The 19,610-nt window shown below is 35.6% G+C and carries 17 protein-coding genes and 1 other annotated feature; of the genes, 10 read left to right on the forward strand and 7 right to left on the reverse strand.

Features of this window, described 5'->3' with window-relative positions:
* Positions 1–109: 109 nt before the first annotated feature.
* The 3 genes from NSS74_RS21765 to NSS74_RS21775 all read left to right on the forward strand — a co-directional run bounded on the left by NSS74_RS21765 (position 110) and on the right by NSS74_RS21775 (position 3,233).
* Complete coding sequence (locus tag NSS74_RS21765; RefSeq protein WP_000148832.1) at positions 110–775, forward strand: response regulator transcription factor; 666 nt, start codon at positions 110–112, stop codon at positions 773–775.
* A complete protein-coding gene (locus NSS74_RS21770) occupies positions 753–2,192 on the forward strand; it encodes a sensor histidine kinase (RefSeq protein ID WP_016102236.1) in 1,440 nt (479 codons plus the stop codon). Before NSS74_RS21765 ends, NSS74_RS21770 begins: the two co-directional genes overlap by 23 nt.
* A gap of 138 nt (positions 2,193–2,330) precedes the next feature.
* A complete protein-coding gene (locus NSS74_RS21775) occupies positions 2,331–3,233 on the forward strand; it encodes an EamA family transporter (protein ID WP_012261948.1) in 903 nt (300 codons plus the stop codon).
* Positions 3,234–3,428: 195 nt separating this feature from the next.
* Here the strand turns inward: NSS74_RS21775 and metG are convergent, their stop codons facing one another.
* On the reverse strand, positions 3,429–5,063 hold the full coding sequence (metG, locus tag NSS74_RS21780; RefSeq protein ID WP_012261949.1) for a methionine--tRNA ligase: 1,635 nt from the start codon (positions 5,061–5,063) through the stop codon (positions 3,429–3,431).
* A 50-nt stretch (positions 5,064–5,113) separates the two neighbouring features.
* Positions 5,114–5,384 (reverse strand) — a binding site (T-box leader).
* A 113-nt stretch (positions 5,385–5,497) separates the two neighbouring features.
* On the opposite strand from metG, the gene NSS74_RS21785 reads away from it, so the two are divergent.
* The 4 genes from NSS74_RS21785 (at position 5,498) to NSS74_RS21800 (ending at position 10,784) form a co-directional block, all read left to right on the forward strand.
* Entirely contained in the window at positions 5,498–6,316 is an 819-nt protein-coding gene (locus NSS74_RS21785; protein WP_016102239.1) for a class I SAM-dependent methyltransferase, read from the forward strand.
* 415 nt (positions 6,317–6,731) lie between these two features.
* Positions 6,732–8,426 carry a methyl-accepting chemotaxis protein gene (locus NSS74_RS21790; RefSeq protein WP_340814319.1) on the forward strand — a complete coding sequence of 565 codons (1,695 nt, stop codon included), beginning with the start codon at positions 6,732–6,734 and terminating at the stop codon, positions 8,424–8,426.
* A gap of 228 nt (positions 8,427–8,654) precedes the next feature.
* On the forward strand, positions 8,655–10,346 hold the full coding sequence (locus tag NSS74_RS21795; protein ID WP_340814320.1) for a methyl-accepting chemotaxis protein: 1,692 nt from the start codon (positions 8,655–8,657) through the stop codon (positions 10,344–10,346).
* Between the two features lie 120 nt (positions 10,347–10,466).
* Positions 10,467–10,784: a metal-sulfur cluster assembly factor gene (locus NSS74_RS21800; protein WP_002015982.1), complete on the forward strand. Its 318-nt coding sequence runs from the start codon at positions 10,467–10,469 to the stop codon at positions 10,782–10,784.
* A gap of 44 nt (positions 10,785–10,828) precedes the next feature.
* On the opposite strand, the gene NSS74_RS21805 is transcribed toward NSS74_RS21800, so the two are convergent.
* From NSS74_RS21805 to NSS74_RS21830, 6 genes are all read right to left on the reverse strand, one after another.
* Positions 10,829–12,478 (reverse strand): M4 family metallopeptidase, encoded by a 1,650-nt coding sequence (locus NSS74_RS21805; RefSeq protein WP_012261952.1) that lies wholly within the window; start codon positions 12,476–12,478, stop codon positions 10,829–10,831.
* Between the two features lie 207 nt (positions 12,479–12,685).
* Positions 12,686–13,384: a pirin family protein gene (locus NSS74_RS21810; protein WP_002143676.1), complete on the reverse strand. Its 699-nt coding sequence runs from the start codon at positions 13,382–13,384 to the stop codon at positions 12,686–12,688.
* 50 nt (positions 13,385–13,434) lie between these two features.
* The gene (locus NSS74_RS21815) at positions 13,435–13,845 is read right to left on the reverse strand and encodes a MarR family winged helix-turn-helix transcriptional regulator (protein WP_002089461.1); all 411 of its coding nucleotides are present in this window, start codon (positions 13,843–13,845) and stop codon (positions 13,435–13,437) included.
* A 113-nt stretch (positions 13,846–13,958) separates the two neighbouring features.
* Positions 13,959–14,393, reverse strand: coding sequence for a DUF3920 family protein (locus tag NSS74_RS21820; RefSeq protein ID WP_002015986.1), 435 nt, complete (start codon positions 14,391–14,393; stop codon positions 13,959–13,961).
* Positions 14,394–14,587: 194 nt separating this feature from the next.
* Positions 14,588–15,787 carry a cation:proton antiporter gene (locus NSS74_RS21825; RefSeq protein ID WP_002143677.1) on the reverse strand — a complete coding sequence of 400 codons (1,200 nt, stop codon included), beginning with the start codon at positions 15,785–15,787 and terminating at the stop codon, positions 14,588–14,590.
* Positions 15,788–16,285, reverse strand: a complete 498-nt coding sequence (locus NSS74_RS21830) for a cation:proton antiporter regulatory subunit (protein ID WP_001026068.1) — start codon at positions 16,283–16,285, stop codon at positions 15,788–15,790.
* 411 nt (positions 16,286–16,696) lie between these two features.
* Between NSS74_RS21830 and NSS74_RS21835 the strand changes: the two genes are divergently transcribed.
* From NSS74_RS21835 to NSS74_RS21845, 3 genes are all read left to right on the forward strand, one after another.
* Positions 16,697–18,130: an alanine/glycine:cation symporter family protein gene (locus NSS74_RS21835; protein ID WP_002143681.1), complete on the forward strand. Its 1,434-nt coding sequence runs from the start codon at positions 16,697–16,699 to the stop codon at positions 18,128–18,130.
* A 294-nt stretch (positions 18,131–18,424) separates the two neighbouring features.
* Complete coding sequence (locus NSS74_RS21840) at positions 18,425–18,865, forward strand: Dps family protein (protein ID WP_002034654.1); 441 nt, start codon at positions 18,425–18,427, stop codon at positions 18,863–18,865.
* A 533-nt stretch (positions 18,866–19,398) separates the two neighbouring features.
* On the forward strand, positions 19,399–19,596 hold the full coding sequence (locus NSS74_RS21845; RefSeq protein ID WP_002143682.1) for a hypothetical protein: 198 nt from the start codon (positions 19,399–19,401) through the stop codon (positions 19,594–19,596).
* Positions 19,597–19,610 lie beyond the last annotated feature (14 nt).

Here is a 19,610-nt window from a genome sequence, read left to right on the forward strand (position 1 = left end):
CATTACTATTTTATAGCGGGGGCTTATTATATGTATAAACAATCTGAGTCATCCAAAAAATGATGAATTCGAATATTGCAGTAAAAAGCGTTATTTAGGAGGTGTTACTATGACGCATATACTGGTGATTGAAGACAACCCAGATATACAAGAACTTATTCGTGAATTTCTAATGGCACAAAACTTTACTGTTGATGTAGTTGGTGCTGGAACAGAAGGCATTCTTCTTTTCCAAAAAAATTCATACGATCTTGTCCTCCTCGATGTAATGTTACCAGATATAGATGGCTATAGTATTTGCAAAATTATGCGAGGACAATCTGATGTACCAATCATTATGTTAACAGGCTTACATAATGAAGAAAGTGAAATTAAAGGATTTGAGTTAGGTATTGATGACTATATTACAAAACCGTTCCATTACACCGTATTTATAAAACGTGTAGAAGCTGTATTAAGAAGGGCAGCAACAAAGGAAGCAGAAGCTGCAACTATACTACAATTCCATGAATTGATGTTAAATTCTACAGCATATGCCGCTTATGTTCATGGTAATCAAATTGAATTGACTACAAAAGAATTTGAAATTATATATACTTTACTGCAAAATCGGGGAAAAGTACTATCAAGAAGTGATTTGTTGAATAAGGTATGGGGCTATGAACATTATGGTGATGTGAGGGTTATAGATACACATATTAAAAACTTACGAAAAAAATTAGAAATTCCTTATATTAAAACGGTGAAAGGCATTGGCTACAAAATCGAATCGTAGCAAAGACAACATCACCAAAAATATATTCATCAAAACCTTATTATTTTGTATTCTGTTATCACTTTGTCTTTATCAGATTATTTATTTTCTAGCCTCAAATTACGATAAAGATCGTTTGAAAGCTTCTGGAACGCAAACTGCGGAACAAGCGGAATCAGACAAACAAAACGACCAAAGTAAAACAAAGCAAAATAAAGCTGTGTCAGAGAGTAGCATCTCTAATTTTCAATCTTCTCAAATAGACATGAAAGCACTCTCTACAGCCATCAATCATCTTTTGCAGCCTAGCCAAACTGCAAAAGCAAAAGAACATGCACAAAATATTCCGGGGAAAAGTAACACAACGTCTTCACTTACAGAAGCGGAAAAGCAAGTTACTAACAATGATGCCTTACATACACAAAGTGCAGCAAGTAAAGCAAATGATACACATGATAATCCAAAGTTAACAGATGTGTTGCAGCAGTTAGCTCCACATATTGGGGCGACAATGCTTGCATTATCTCTGCTTGGATCTTTAATCTACGCAAAAATAATCGCCAAACCTTTCCGATATATGAGCGATGCTTTAAAAGATATTATGAATCTTGATTTCTCAGATAAAAAGCTACTTAACAAAAATACAGATCAAACAGATTTTAATTTGCAAGTAGCTGCCTCACAAGTACCTACTATTGTGAAAAATTTACATGAAAGCAATCAAGATTTAAGAAATGAACTCAAGAAGGAACAACAGTTAGAACAATCTCGTAAAGAATTTATGTCTATGATATCCCATGAATTAAAAACACCAATCGCAGCCGTTATGGGACAACTCGATGGCATGATTCACGGAATTGGCGCTTATAAAGATAGAGATAAATATTTAAAACGTTCATATGAGATGATGCAAGATATTAACATATTAACGGAAAAAGTGTCAGAATTATCCAAAATACAAAACCCTCAATTTAAACCAAATTTAAAAGTTATCTCATTAACTAATATTATTGAGGACGTTATAAAGAAAGTAGATTATTTTGTATCTGTAAAACAATTAAATGTTCAATCTAACATTAAACAAGATGCACAAATTTTAGCTGATCCTAAATTTATGCAAACTGCTATTTTTAACATTATTTCAAATGCAATTCATTATACAATTGACCATCAGCATGTATATATAAAACTTTATGAAAAGCCAAACGGTTACGCATTAGAAGTATTAAATACAGGTTCTCAAATTGATGAAGATAAACTTGCCCATTTATTTGAACCATTCTATCGCGCAAATCCTGACAAACATGGCTTAGTACAAGGTAGTGGTCTTGGGTTATATATTGTAAAACAAATATTAGATAAACATCAGTTTCCTTATGGAATACAAAACACACCTCAAGGTGTAAAATGCTCCATTGTATTCCCAAAAGCAATGTAAAACCTACTCTAATTTCATACCCCAAATTCATACTTCGTATGAATGGCGGAATTTTGTAGAGTATCTTACTCTGTTTCGTTCGCCCGTTATCCTTATTTGGATAGCGGGCGTTTTTTATTATTTAAAAGGAGGATTTTTATGGAGAGATTTAAGTATTCATTACTAGTTTTATTCGGCGCTTGTAGCTACGGCGTACTTTCAACTATTTTTAAACTCGGATTCATCGACGGATTTTCCGCACACCAACTACTAGGAGGGCAATATGTCTTCGGATGGATTGGACTCCTTTTACTCGTTCTGTTCTTTTCACGTCATAAAGTATCAAAAAAACAATTCTTTTCGTTACTAACAGTCGGCACAACAATGAGTATGACAGGTATTTTCTATGCTATTTCCGTAGAAGAATTGCCAGCCTCTATCGCTGTCGTTTTACTCTTTCAGTTCACTTGGATTGGTGTAGTCATCGAAGCGATTGCCAACCGGACATTCCCAAGCCGTGAGAAAGTTATATCTATAATTATTTTATTTACTGGTACATTGTTTGCTGGTGGAGTATTTGAAGGTCTTGGACAAAACTTTTCTACGAAAGGTATTATTTTCGGACTATTAGCTGCCGTCTCCTTCTCATTCTATGTATTTGTAAGCGGGCGCGTTGCTACAGATGTTCCGCCTTATACGAAAAGCTTTCTTATGACAACGAGTGCTACTCTTATTGTATGCTTATTTTTCCCGCCTACCTTTTTAACGGACGGCGCTTTACAAGCAGGCCTATGGAAATATGCTTTCTTCCTTGGACTGTTCGGGGTTATTATACCTGTCATTTGTTTTTCAATTGGGGTACCAAAAGTCGGAACAGGACTTGGTACAATATTAGGTGCAGCTGAATTACCAACAGCAATTATCGCTTCTATTACACTTGTTCATGAAGTTGTATCGCCAATGCAGTGGATTGGGATTGTGGTTATATTGCTCGGTATTTTCACACCACAACTACTTACTGCTAGGAAAGAAAAAAAACATAATCGTGTTCATAGTGCGTGACAACATCAACTTGTATATAAATGTGAATAAAGTTACGATATGTTAAACTTTATTACTACCTTCAAAATAACATATGATATTGCGGCTATTATTCTCGTAATCCTTGCTGTGCTTTTCTTTTTGAAAGATAAGAAAGAGGGTTATACAGCATAACAAAAGACCTTTCATTTATTTGAAAGGTCTTTTCCTTATATTTCACTTTACCGCTCCATATAACTTCTCTACCTCATGTTCAATTTGTTTTACATCGATTCGCTCAAATAATGGCTGCACATTATCAATTCGGTTTGGCAACGTATTTTGAGGTTCCCAATTTACTTTAACACTCGATAATGTATTTCTAACTCTTTCACTTGAAAACGGTAAAAATGGTTCAAGCAGTTGTGCAAAGTTTGCTATTAGGTAAACACAATTATAAATTGTTTCCTCACATGAAACTGGGTCGTCTTCTCTTTGTTTCCAAGGCTGCTTTTCATCAAAGTATTTATTTGCAAAGCGTACTGCATCAAATATTGTTTCTAGTGCCACCTTAAATTTAGTTTGTTCAATCGCCTCTCCTACACTTTTATATAATCCTTCTACTTTATCTTTCAGCTCTACATCAATACTTCCCTTCGGTACAGTACCACCATAATATTTTTCAATAAACTTTAATGTCCGGTTCACAAAGTTCCCGTATGCACCTAACAATTCACTATTATGACTGTAAATGAATTCACGCCATGAAAAATCAGTATCACGATTTTCTGGTGCGTTAACTGTTAAAAAGTAACGAATAGAATCTGGATTATAGCGTTCTAATATGTCAGGCACCCATACTGCCCAGTTTTTACTTGTAGATAATTTTCTTTTTTCAACTGTTAAATATTCATTCGAAACGATATGACGCGGGATTGCTTCTTCTCCTATTCCAAGTAATACCGCTGGCCAAATGATTGAATGAAACGGAATATTATCCTTACCATGTACATAATATGTTTTCGCTTCTTTATCCCAAAACTCTTGATCATCTTTCCCTGTTTCTTCAACCCAGTGTTTACTCGCCGAATAATATCCTGTCACTGCTTCAATCCATACGTAAATTTTCTTATCTTCATATCCTGCCACTGGAATTGGTACCCCAATTGGTAAATCACGTGACACTGCCCTATCTTGTAATCCTTCCTTTAAATATCTCTCTGTTAATTGAATTGCATTGTCGCGCCATGTTCCTTTCTGCTTTGCAATTTCTACGGCCTCTTTAATTTGCTGCTGAAATTTATGCAATGCAAAATAGAAATGCTCTGTTTCCTGTACTGATGGCGTACTACCACATAATTTACATTTCTTTTCTAACAAATCGAGTGGATCTAAAATCGCGGAACAAGCATCGCATTGATCGCCCCTTGCTGCTTCATGACAATGCGGACAAATACCTTCTACATATCGATCCGGTAAAAATTGCGTACACGTTTCGCAATAAGCTTGTTCAACTACTTTTTTATAAATATAACCTTCTTCTAATAGTCGCAAAAAGACTTTTTGAACAGTTTCATGATGATGCTCGCTATCTGTACGTGTATAGCAATCATAAGTAAAACCAAGGCTACGAAAACATCGCTCAAACTCTTCGTGATACTTATCAGCAATTTCTTTCACCGTCACACCTTCTTGCTTTGCTCTAATTGTAATCGGTGTTCCATTACAATCACTTCCTGAAACATACAACACATGCTCACCTTTTGCCCTGTAATAACGTGCTAAAATATCTCCTGGTAACAAACTAGCAATGTGTCCAAGGTGTAACGAACCATTTGCATACGGCCAAGCGCCTCCAATAAAAATACTCATCTTATATTCCTCCTTTAAAATATAAAAAGCCCCGCCCTTATCTTAAAAAAGATAAGGGCGGGGCTGTATAAACAGTCGCGGTACCACCTTATTTCGTCAGTCATTCGCATAACTAACCTTAACAAGTACGGAGCTATATGCTCTTATACTGTGGTTTTGATAACGAGTACCAACTCTCGTCGCCGCCTACTATTATCATTTGATAAGTTCAGGACGAAGCTCAAAGGCCATTGTTCAAATGAATATTCTTGCTTCTTCTCAGCTACCGAAGCTCTCTGGACAGAATGATTTCATTCTACTTTTCCTTTTCAACGCTTTTATGTATAAAACGTATTTTACGACTTAACAACAGAAAAATCAAACTTTTATTCAAAAAAACAGGAAATCCTACTCATTCACCGAATAACTATACGTTCACAAAAGGAGTGATAAAATTGAATCAAAAACAACTAAGTACTATTAATGAAAAAAGCTGGAACGCAGCTGCTTATGAAGCTTGGACAAATCGCCACGGGGCGCCAGAGGATTATGCGAAAAAGCTCATGGAAGATCCCGTGCGCGAGGTAAATCATTATTTACCTTACATACAATCTCCAAAAGGAAAGCGTATTATTAATTTACTCGGATCAAAAGGAAATAAAGCAGTTGCTCTTGCTCTTTTAGGAGCCGATGTAACAGTTGTAGACATTTCAGCAAGTAATGAAAAATACGCAACCGAACTAGCCGAAGCTGCTGGTGTCTCTATTCAATATATCATTTCCGATGTACTAGATTTAAATCTATCCCAATCATTTGATATCGTGTTACTGGAACTTGGCGTGCTCCATTACTTTTTAGACTTAAAGCCACTCTTTCATATAATCTCTCACTTACTAAAACAAGATGGGACCTTTATACTACGTGACTATCATCCCGTTTATACAAAATTATTAGGAGTAGATCATCCATCATTTCGAGCAAATGGAAATTATTTCGACGAGGAACTAATTGAAGATGACGTAGCTTATAGTACTCTCCTTACGGGATCACAGAAATACGCTTTACCGAGAACAAAAATTAGGCGCTGGACACTAGGAGAAATAATTACATCAATGGCAGAAACAAATTTCAAGGTTGAAAAATTGATTGAAGAACACGGATCTCATCAAAAGTGGGTTTTCCCTTCTACTGCACCAGAGGGAATTGAAAAGCGTATACCCGGTCTATATACATTAATTGCGACAACATGCAAAAAAGGATCCCTTCACGGATAGGATCCTTTTTTTGCATGCTTACGCATATAAGTTGAGGTTGGAGATTACCATAATTCTGTAGAATAGGACACAAGATATTTCAACATTCGTCTCTGACTTACGTCGTCAAAAAGGGGTATGACCAACATAACGAAGAGTAATGTTCAGTTGATAGTGATAATCGTTATCAACTAATTAGAAGTATACAGGATGTTATTTCAAATTACAATACCATTTCTGATTTTTATTTATGAATTTTTTGATATACAAATGTATACATTTTAAGAACATTTACTCACATTAATCTGCCATATTCCATTATCTGCTATAATTTTCATTGAACAGATTAATAACTTCTTAATTATGTTTTTATTAGTTTCGTTCTCAATATTTATAAATTACAATAAATAGTTTTTTGAAAAAGGTAGGGGTAACAATGGAATATGTTAGCATTCGAAAAAAACTACTGTTCACACTCTTAAGCATTTCTTCCTTATTTAGCATTGCTCTTATTGTTATTCTTTCATTCGCGATGAATCAAGCAAGTGAAATCGAAACATTAAAGAATGATGTATCGAAAAGAGCAACGATTTTAAAAGAACGTGGCGATTGGTTCCAAGCGCAGGTCGCTGGTTTACAAGAATATTTACTATCACATGACCAAAAAGGATTGGATAAATTCAACCGGGAAGGAAAAAAACTAGCTGATACTAGGGAGAAAGTAACAAGTGATAAAAAACTCCCAGAAGGAATGAAAGAGGCCATTTTAATGGGAGCAAAATGGCGCAGCGTCGTAGATAATGAAGTCCTCCCTCTTGCACGGGAAGGAAAATGGGATGAAGCATCCAAAATTGCTCTTGCTCAAACAGATTATGTAAATGATCTTTTAAGTCGTTTTACTAAATATGCAAATGAAGAAAATGACAAACGGGACGTATTAATTGCTGACGTAGAGTCTTCTTCATCCCTTATTCAATATATTATTTTCTTCTCACTCATTACATGTACATTAACGTCTATTCTATTGGCATGGTGGTTCTCTGGTAAACTCGTTAAACCGATTCGACAAATTGATGCGAAGTTAAAAGAATTAGCTTCTCAAGATGGCGATTTAACCGCTAGATTACACGTAACGAGTAAAGATGAAATTGGTGACATCGCAAATTCCTTTAATCAAATGCTTGCTAACTTACAGCGTATAATAAAGCAAGTTCAACAAACATCAACAAGTGTAAAAGAAGCTTCTGAAAATGTGTTTATCGAAACAACTGCTTCTATGGAAAATACCGCAAAAACTAAAGAGACTATGAATGCTCTTGAGCACAATATTCGTTCACAAGTTTCTAGCATTGAAGAAAGTTCAACCGCAATGGATGATATGGCAACGAGTGTTCAGCGCATTGCACAAGCTGCCTCTTCTGCCGCTAGCCTAGCTGTTACAACTTCTGAAAAAGCAGATGATGGAAATAAAGTCATTGAAAAATCTATTACACAAATGCATACAATTAACGAAGCTGTTAACGCTACATCACAAGTGGTAGAGCGACTCATTACACATACGAATCATATTGATACTGCACTTCAATCTATTTCTAATATTGCCGAGCAGACGAATTTGCTCGCTTTAAATGCTTCTATTGAAGCGGCCCGTGCTGGTGAACACGGAAAAGGATTCGCTGTTGTTGCCGATGAAGTACGAAAACTTGCTGAACAATCTCAGCTAGCAGCAAATGACATTAACCATTTACTTCATCAAATTCAAGCGGACACAAAAATAGCAAATGACATGATGACACAAGGTCAGTCAGAAGCTTCTGAAGGAATTACAGTCATTCGTACCGCTGGATCTTCATTCTCAGAAATTGTTAATCACATTAACAATTTCTCTACACAAATACAAGAAATGTCTGCAACTGCTGAAGAAATGGCCGCAAGTTCTGAAGAAATGAATGCAGCTTTAAATAATATCGCTTCTATTTCAAATGAAGTTGCTGCCGAAACATCGAAAACAGCAACTTCAGCTGGTGACCAAGTAAACAAAATGAGTGTCGTTGCTAAAAAATCATCAGAAATGAAAACAATTGTGCAAGAACTTGAAGTGCTCGTTTCTCATTTCAAAACAAATAGTTAAAATGAAAATTTCATTTATACTTCTACGAACTCTAAATTGTTAGAAAGAGCGATTTAGAGTCTCTCTTTTTTCACGCTAAAATATCTCTTTCTATCTCCCATTCTGTCTGCTATAATTCCTAAAGGAAAGAAGAAAGCTTTATTCCAGATGGAGTAAAGCTTTCTTTCAATTTTTTACATTAATTAATTAATTCTAATACTAAGATTTTACAAGGAGGATTTTTATCATATGAATTTTATTAGCATTCGAAAAAAACTAATGTTCATGATGGGAATGATTTGCGCTTTATTCGGCATCGCCTTAGCTTTTATTTTATTCTTTACCATGGATCAGTCTCATAAAGCTGAAACATTACAAAAAGAAATTTCTCCTCTTGCAACAGAATTGAAAGAGCGCGGAGACGCTTATCAAGTACAACTTTCTGCTTTAAGAGGTTATTTACTACAACATGATCAAGTCGAATTAGACAAGTTTAATGAGATGAGTAAACGTCTTGAAGATACAAAAGGGCAACTTCTTTCTAACCCTAACACTTCTCAGTCCGTGAAAAGCACAATGGAATTAGGATCCACTTGGAGAAAGTTCATTGAAGAGAAAGTATTCACTCTTGCAAAAGAACAAAAATGGGAAGAAGCTTTACAAGTAGCTTCTACAGAGAATGGCACTGTTTATAAAGTAATCGGTGATTTCACAAATTACAGTAATGAACAAGCTAAATTACGTGAACAATCTATTGAAAAAATCGATCAATCTTCACTACGAATTGAATATGTTGTCTTCTTATCACTTGTTATTTGTATTGTAACTGCAATTATTCTTGCATGGTGGTTCTCTGGTAAGCTTGTAAAACCAATTCAACAAATTGATACTAAACTAAAAGAATTAGCCTCTCAAGAAGGCGACTTAACAGCCCGTCTACAAGTAAATAGCAATGATGAAATCGGTGCAATTGCATCATCGTTTAATAAAATGTTAGAAAACCTGCAACATATCATTAATCGTGTTCAAAAAACATCTGTAGAAGTACAAACAGCTTCTGAAAATATGCTAGAAAAGACTAATACATCACGCGAGGCAACAATAAGAGTTCAAAACTCGATGTCCAACTTAAATTCAAGTATTCAATCGCAAACTTCTAGTATGGAAGAAAGCTCGACTGCGATGGATGATATGGCAATAAGTGTTCAGCGTATCGCTGAATCTGCTTCATCTGTAGCCGAACTTGCTGTAGCTACATCTGAACACGCTAACGACGGAAGTACTGTTATCCAAAAATCTGTTTCACAAATGACAACGATACATGAAGCTGTAAATGCTACATCAGAAGTAGTCGAACGTCTAATCACTCATACAAAATATATTGATACAGCTGTACAATCTATTTCTAATATCGCTGAACAAACAAATCTACTTGCTTTAAATGCTTCTATTGAAGCGGCTCGTGCTGGTGAACAAGGAAAAGGATTTGCTGTCGTAGCTGATGAAGTTCGTAAACTTGCGGAACAATCAAAAACAGCGGCAAAAGATATTAACCAATTGCTTCATCAAATTCAAAATGATACGGAAACTGCTAACTCTATGATGTCTAAAGGTCGTTCTGAAGCATTTGAAGGCATTACTGTCGTTCGTGAGGCTGGTACTTCTTTCACAACAATTGTTGAACAAGTAAATAAAGTATCAACTCAAATGCAAGACATATCAGCAACTGCTGAAGAAATGGCTGCAAGCGCTGAAGAAATGAACGCTTCACTTAATAACATCGCTTCTATTTCAAATGAAGTATCTAGTGAAACAGCCGCAACGGCACAATCTGCTGAACAGAAAGTCATCGTGATGAATGAAATGACTCTCACTGCAAAACAAATGAAACAAACAGTTGAAGAATTAGATCAGCTTGTATCTCATTTTAAAACTGAATAGCTTTTCAAAAAAATATTCCTCTCTCAGAGAGGAATATTTTTTTGAGCTCATTTCCTGCACTTATCCCGCATATCCGTTATAATGAGAACCGATATCATTAATATTTAGGGGGTGCTACACATGTCACAACAAGCATTTGAAGAAAAGTTATATGCCAACTTAGAAGCTGTTATTGACCCTGAATTAGGTGTTGATATTATCAATCTCGGATTAGTTTATGACGTTACAGCGGATGAAAATAATAATGCTGTCGTTACAATGACAATGACTTCTATCGGTTGTCCAATGGCTGGCCAAATCGTATCAGACGTTAAAAAAGTATTATCAACGAACGTACCTGAAGTAAATGAAATAGAAGTAAACGTTGTATGGAATCCGCCATGGACAAAAGAACGTATGTCACGTATGGCAAAAATTGCATTAGGTATTCGTGATTAAATAAGAAAAAGACCTGACAATCCAGTCAGGTCTTTTTTCTCTTATTATTTTACTCCTACTGCATCATAAGCTTTCGTTACAGCTTGTACCTCTTTAGAGTTTTTACCGAATAAATCTTCTGCTGATTGAAGTGCAGCTTGGCGCATCATTTTGAAATCAGAGTTTGCAGTTAAATATTTTGTAAGAGCACGATAGTAAATTTTTTCTGTTGCTTCACGGCCCACTCCAGTTACTTTCACATTGTAATGCGTGCCGCCCTCAGACACTAAATACGCCGCCTTATTGTTAATACTACTGTTAATATGAACGCCGCCATTATCAGCTGTTCCAGTATAACGTTTATTATAGTGATCTGGGTAACCTTCACCTGGTTTTAATGGGTTTGGAATAGATGCTGGATCCTTCAGAGAACGAAGTGCATCACCAGGTTTACCAGGTGTATAAATATCAGCTCCTAAATCCCAGCTCTTCTTCTCTACCATTACACCCATAATGTCAGATAACGATTCATTTAACGCACCCGACTCATCTTTATAAACAAGGTTTGCTGTATGTTCAGTTACAGCATGCGTTAATTCGTGGCCAATAACATCTAGCCCTGCTGATAATGGAATAAATGTCTTACCATCTCCATCACCATACATCATTTGCACACCGTTCCACGCTGCGTTATTCCAAGATTCACCTACGTGAACAGCAGAAATAAGTTTTGCACCTTTATCATCGAAAGAGTTACGGTTAAATGTCTTTTTATAATAATCATATACTTTTCCTGCATTCACATGCGCATCAACTGCCGCTTTATCTTCGAAGAACTTAGATTTACTTCCAATTTCTTCTCCTGTATATCCAAGAATTTGTGAGAATAAATTAAACCAGTCTTCGTTCATATTCTCTGCATCAAACGTATGGACACCTTGTCCTCGTGTACCATCAAATAAGTTGAACGCTCCTGTTTTCGTATCTTGAGCAATTTCAAATGATTGTCTAGCACCTAATACTCCGTAACCAAATCCAGTAATGTTATCTACAGCATTATATTTCTCAATAACATTTCCATTTGTTGCATCAACAAAGTAATGCCAATATCCTGGAGCTGGTTTCGAAACCGACGCTTTTACAAGATATGCAAGATAGTATTGACCATCTTTTTCATACACATATAAATCTTTTTTCACACCATCATAATTCTTTACTTTACCAATTTCTTTCTCAATATTAGCTTTTGCAATCGTTTCTGCTTGTTCCGCACTAATACTTGCAGATGTAGGAATATTTTTATCATCTAAACTCGGAATAACTTGTCCGAAAAATGCTTTTACATTATTCTCTTTATCAAGCGTAACCGTTTGATCTGAACCATACACAGGAATGTTATTATGCTTCTCAACTAACTTCACATGTGTTGTACCAGACTCAGCATCTTTTTCTTCACCAACGATATTGAAATGTTTGTCAATATTTCCCGCTAGTTTAAACATATCCTTTTTACTCTCTAAATATTGAAAGACCGTCTCTTTTTTATCTAGTCCTTCCGGCGCTTTCCATTCTTCACCTATGTAAGCTGGTGTTTTAAACTCTTGGTGATACTGGATTTTTTGCTCTTCTGCTTTCGTCGTAGTTGCTCCAAATGCCCCAAACCCACTTGCGATAACAGTTAATGCTAATGCTGATGAAATTACTTGCTTTTTCAATCTAACACTCCCCATTTCCCTAAAAGTTTTTAACACCTTTATAAATATTCTGAATAATCTTTCTAATACCTGCTCTCAAAAATTGAGAAAGTTTTTTCTGTTAATTTAACTCACACAAAAAAGGATATCGTTTTCGATATCCTCTTCCCTATAACTTTTCATCTCGCTATTCACATACTTAAAACCGCCATGGGTTAAAGTTCCACTTTATTCCATTTTCATTTCAATCGCTAAATAGTGAGACTTCTCTTTCGCTTGAATGCGAATATATTCTTCTACAGCCTCCGCTGCATCACGCATTACAAGTGTTTCACCGTTTACAACGCTGCTACCTTCAATTTGTACAAGGTACAATTGACGTCCTTCTTTAACAGGAAAATGAATTTCTTTACCAGCTTCTAATGATAAAGAATATAAATTTGCATCTTGGTGAATATGAATTGGTGCATCTCCATCAGAAGGAGATACCATATGGAACCACTCATTTTCACGTTTACTCCAATCAAATTTAAACTCACCATAGTTTGGTTTATGACCGTCGCGGTCTGGTAAAATCCAAATTTGCAATAAACGTAATGTTTCACTTCCTAAGTTATGCTCACTGTGAAATACACCAGTACCTGCACTCATATATTGAACATGCCCACGCTCAATTGTCCCGCGGTTCCCCATACTATCTTCATGTGTTAATTCACCATCTATAACGTAAGAGATAATCTCCATATCACGGTGCGGATGCATATCAAAACCAGTTTGTGGCGCTATTAAATCATCATTCATAACACGTACTGATCCAAAATTCATGTTGTTTGGATTATAATAATTTGCAAAGGAAAAATGAAAATGTGTATTTAACCAACCGTGATTTGCTCTTCCCATATTTTTATGATCAACTTTTCTAAACATATCCTTCACCTCATATTATCTCGAAATCGAGATGTTTATTTTTAATTTTATCACTGCAACTTCTTCAGTAATTCTAATAATTGTTTTTGTTCTTCTCTATTTAACTTATCAAATTGCTCTGCTTGAAATGTTTCTTGCGGCGGGACTATTTCTTCATATAGAACCTTTCCCTTTTCTGTTAATGAAATATATTTCGTAGTACCTTCTTGTTCACGCTGAATCCAATCTAGTTGCTCCATCTTATTTAAAAGTTGAGTAACATTTCCTTTCGTAACAAACAACTTATTTCCAAGTTCTTGCTGCGTTAAACGATCGTTTCCTCCAATTTGAACTAATACATCAAACTGAGCGGCAGATACATTCCACTTTTTCAAATGCTGATTCGTCTCACGAATACTTCTATTATAAAAGCGTGATAAACGAAACCATAATATTAATCCAAGTCTTTCCTCTGCTTTCATTCCATCACCTCGCTCATTTGATACTATTAGTTTAGAACTAAACTTATTAAAGGTCAACTACTTATTTTTAATTAGCAACAAATAAAAGCACAGTGTTTTTCCTCCACTATGCTTCAGATTAAATTTCTATTTTTATATTCATCTAGCTTCCTCTCCGCGAAATGCCTCGCATCTTTCTCAATCCATCTTTCTTCGTATAGTTCATTTCCAACATATAGTACATCGTCCTTATGCTGCATCGCATGCCTGAATTCATGCAATAGCGTTTTGAGCACTTGCTCATATTCTTCCCACATACAAACGAAAATTAATTGTTTTTCTTTATGATAAAAACCACCTACTGGGAATAAAAACTCCTCTTCTTCTTCTCCTAATGATAAAAGTACATGATTCGCATCACACGTATCACAAAAAATAACTGGCGTTGCACTTACTTCAATAAGAGAAAACAAATCATTTCTTAACTTTTTGACATCCCAAGGAAGCTCCGAATCCAACACATACCAATTCTCAACTTGTTGATATACATTTTGAAACTGGAGTTCCATTTCTCAATAATCCCCTTCCTAAACTCCCTTTTCCTATATGTATGCCACAATATGTAAAATATTAAACATATCCTTCTCTAACAAATAACAGCCAGTTATTAATTTCCCATAAAAAAAGGAATCTATTTAGCTATAGATTCCTTCACGATAATACCTTATATAAAATCTGACCTTACACGTCAATTGTTTGAAATTTAGCTATTCTTTGTATCCCACTTAAAGATTTTATTTAAAAGTTTATATACATTCTTTGACTCTTTCGTTAGAAGGGGACCTAAAATGGATAGTATAAGCACATATAGTGCTGAGAATGGTTTCAATACCGACATTAACCCACCCGCGATACCGATATTAGCCATAATGATTGAGAATTCTCCCCTTGAAACGATTGTTAATCCAATATTTGTTGATGCTTTATGAGATAATCCAGCTTGTCGTCCCGCAATCATCCCTGCTACAAAGTTTCCGATTATCGTCAGAAGTACAGCACCTAACGTTAACCATATTGCTCCGCCCAATGAAAACGGATCGATACTTAATCCGAAACTGAAGAAGAAGATAGCTCCGAAGAAGTCTCTAAATGGAACAACAAGATGTTCAATTCGATCACTATGCTCTGTCTCAGAGAAAACTAACCCTAAAAGAAGTGCCCCGATTGCTTCTGCAACGTGAATTGTTTCTGAAAAACCTGCAATAAAGAACAACGAAGCAAATACTACAATAATAAAAATTTCATCTGAACTAATATTGAGCAATCTGTTTAATAACGGCGTTGCTTTTCTAGCCACAATAAAGAATAGAAGCATATATCCTAAAGCAATTCCAATTGAAGTAAGGGCACCTAAGAAGGAAGCATGATCCCCAAGAACTAAGCCAGAAACTACTGATAAATATACAGCAAGGAATATATCTTCAAACATAATAATTCCTAAAATTAATTCGGTTTCATTATTACCAGTTCTTCTTAAATCAACTAATACCTTTGCAACGATAGCACTAGAAGAAATCGTAATAATACCCGCAATAATTAAGATTTCGAGTAACGGGAACCCCATTATAAATCCGTATAATAATCCTAGTGAAAAGTTAATCAAAATATAGATTGTTCCGCCAATCGCGATAGAACGTCCAGATTTAATTAGTTTTTTCATCGAAAACTCTAATCCGAGATAGAAAAGAAGGAACAGAACGCCAATCCTTCCAAGGAAGGATATCACACTTGCACTTTCAATAAATTTGAGATCGATAACACCTATTGTCGGCGCGTGCGGCCCTACTAACATCCCAAGAACAATTAGAAAAGGAATTACTGAGAATTTAAACTTTCCAGCAATTACCGCCGCAATTGCTACTAAAACTAAAGCTGTACCAACTTCAAAAATTAAAGTATCCATCTAGTCAGTCCCCCTATTCGAAAGTAATTCATTAATAATCTTTTTAATTTCTTCTCTCTCACCAGAAACTACAAGCATATCTCCTTCTTCAATCACCGTGTCTGGACCTGGATTAAATAGCTTTTTCATATTCTTTTTCATAACTGCAATTATCGTTACGCTATATGTTTTTCTTATTTCAAGGTCGCCAATTGTTTTTCCGATTGCCGGAGCTGCATTCTCCACTTTAAACCACTCAATTGCTAAACCTTCAAAGACCATCTCAACATTTTCTAATGCTCTAGGTTTGTATACCATTCCACCTAATATTGCTGCAATTTGTCTTGCCTCTGAGTCGCGCAATGAAATACTTGAGATGCTTTCTTCATGATCTGAATCAAAATGATACATTTCTCTACGCCCATCATCATGAATAACAATCACCATTTTTTCGTTACCTTTCGTAACGATTTGAAACTTGTAACCGATACCTGGAAGTTCACTTTCTCTAATATTCATCTTTAACTCCTCCTCAACGGATTTATATTTAAATTTTCTGTTTTTCTGTCTTTTATTCATCCAATCAATTTTAGAAATTCTAACCATTCAGGATATTTGTGATTTGGAAATCTTTTATTGTAATAATAAGCAGCTCCTAGAAACATACTTGAAGATGTAACGATAAAAAATAAATTACTTCTCGTTTTCAAAATCTTAAGGCTTACTTTCAATAAAGATTCTTCTTTCAAATTATCCCCTCTTTCTCGCTTTAAATTTAGTTTTTTAAAATGTAAATAATTCTAAAAACTTTACGATGTAACTTAATCATAACATAAAACACATTTAAGTAACATATTTTTTTACAGGATTTGATTCTGGTATACTTTTTGCATATACTTTTCTTATTATGAAAAAAAGGAAGTGTATTATATGGTTGATATCTTTAGCAGATTCCTTGAAGTAACGAATAATATTTTGTGGTCATATATTCTTATTGCAATGCTAATCGGCTTCGGTCTTTATTTCTCTTTTAAATTAAAATTTGTCCAAATTACTCATTTCGGTGAAATGGTCAGTTTAATTAGTAAAGGGTTCAATCGAAAAGAAAAGAAAAAAGATAGCGTCTCTCCATTCCAAGCATTTTGCTTAAGTGCAGCTGCACGTATTGGTATCGGGAACTTAGCTGGTGTAGCACTAGCAATTTCAATGGGTGGACCTGGCGCAATATTTTGGATGTGGTTTATCGCCATTATCGGTGCAGCTACTAGTTTTGTAGAATGTACTCTCGCACAAATTTATAAAGTAAAAGACGGACGTGGATTCCGTGGTGGTCCTGCTTACTATATGGAAAAAGGCTTAAACAAGCGCTGGATGGGTATTTGGTTTTCACTTCTCATTACAGTTGCATACGGATTAATCTTCAACTCAGTACAAGCAAATACAGTAACAATAGCGTTTGAAAATGCTTTTGGACTAGAGCGAACTATCGTAGGAGCTGTATTAGCTTTATTAGTTGCTGTTATTATTTTTGGTGGTATTAAAAGCATTTCACGTATTACAGAATTGATTGTTCCTCCAATGGCAATCATTTATATCGGCGTAGCTGTTTTTGTCGTTATTAACAACTTCAATATGTTACCAAGCATTTTCATGGAAATATTTAACGGCGCATTTGGTTTAGACCAAGCCATCGCTGGTGGTATTGGAGCAGCAATCAAGTTCGGAATTCAGCGCGGTTTATTCGCGACAGAAGCAGGTATGGGTAGCTCTCCTAACGCAGCTGCAACATCAGATGTATCTCATCCTGTAAAACAAGGACTTGTTCAAGCATTAGGTGTTTTCGTAGATACATTCTTAGTATGTACATCAACAGCATTTATCGTATTATGTTCTGGACTTTACAAAGGATCAAATTTACAAGGAATTGAATTAACACAACAAGCATTAAGTTCACAAATCGGACCTTGGGCTAGCACTTTCTTAGCGATTATTATTTTCCTATTCGCTTTCAGTTCTTTACTTGGAAACTACTATTATGGTGAAACAAATATCGCATTCATTAAAGAAAGCAAAACATGGTTAATGATTTATCGTGTTGCAGTTGTAGGAATGGTTTTCTTCGGATCAACCGCTGCCCTTCAAACAGTTTGGAGCTTAGCTGATTTATTCATGGGACTAATGGTACTCACAAACTTAATTGCCATCTCATTCCTTAGCAAATTTGCCTACTCAGCATTAGTAGACTATATAAAACAAAAGAAACAAGGAAAAGATCCTGTTTTCCTTGCAAGTTCTATCCCTGGCTTAAAAAATACTGAGTGTTGGGATGGGCAAGATTTAGAAGAGAAGAAACAAGCTATATAATAATTAAAAGCGGATGCGGCTCGTTCAGAATGTGAGGAGGATGGAGCTTTTGACGTAGAGGCGCTCTTTGCCTCGCAGGAAGAAGCGAAGCCACCGAACATTCTAGCCGCTGGAGCTATATATCAAATAAAAATCCCTATTACTTCACAGTAATAGGGATTTTTTATTTACAACAGTTCATAATTTGTTCAAATTAATTCCAGCAAAAGGGTTGATTTATACAAATTACTAGATTATAATAATTATAAATTAGTAATTCATATAAAATAATAACTCAAGAGGAGATTGATCATAATGAATACACAAGTAATCGAAGCATTAAACAAACAAGTAGCAAACTGGAGTGTTTTATTTACAAAGCTACACAACTTCCATTGGTACGTAAAAGGACCTCAATTCTTCACACTACATGAAAAATTTGAAGAGCTTTACACAGAATCAGCTACTCACATCGATGAAATCGCAGAACGCATTTTAGCAATTGGCGGCAAACCAGTAGCAACAATGAAAGAATACTTAGAACTATCTTCTATTCAAGAAGCAGCTTACGGAGAAACTGCAGAAGGGATGGTCGAAGCAATCATGAAAGACTACGAAATGATGCTAACTGAACTGAAAAAAGGCATGGTAATCGCTCAAGAATCTGACGACGAAATGACATCTGACCTACTACTAGGCATCTACACAGAACTAGAAAAACACGCTTGGATGCTACGTGCATTCTTGAATCAATAATAGATTAAAAGCAGAAGCGGCTCGCTCAGAATCGCAGGACATTGGAGCTCTCGACCTTGAAGCGCTTTTTGCTTCGAGCGAGAGAGCGAAATGACCGGAGATTCTAGCCGCTGGAGCTAGATACCACTAAAAGCGGAAGCGGCTCGTTCAGAACAGGAGGGTGTTGGAACTCCTGATTCCGAGGCGCTTTTTGCCTCGAATGAAGGAGTGAAACAACCGACTGTTCTAGCCGCTGGAGCTAGATACCACTAAAAGCGGAAGCGGCTCGTTCAGAGTCGCTTTTTTTTATTAATTGGTCGCACTTGATAATACATAAAATTATATCGATCGCAACTCACGATATATCAACGTTTCGACAAAGAATATCGCTTTACCAACAAATCACGACAATATTAGCCCCCCTCTCCTCTACTTTTATCAATATATTACAATCCCTTTTATGTTAAAATATAGGTAACACCCTTTAGTAAAATAGATCCAAAAAAGCTTTTCCATATTCATCATTTACTACTTAAATGGCGGGAGTGGTTCAGTTGAAAGACTACTTAATTAGAGCATTTTTTGCGTTAATAACAGTTGGGATTCTCTTACTTATAGCTAATATTTTCAATATACGTGTCGAGGTTAAAGACTATGCTTTCCTCGTTGTTGTAGCAATTGGTGGCGGCTGGGGTGGCTGGCACCTGTATAAAAAACAAAGCAATCAAAATGATAAAGGCATTCCAAAGTAATATGGAATGCCTTC

The organism is Bacillus sp. FSL E2-8868, from assembly GCF_038005505.1.
In the GTDB taxonomy this organism is placed as follows: domain Bacteria; phylum Bacillota; class Bacilli; order Bacillales; family Bacillaceae_G; genus Bacillus_A; species Bacillus_A mycoides.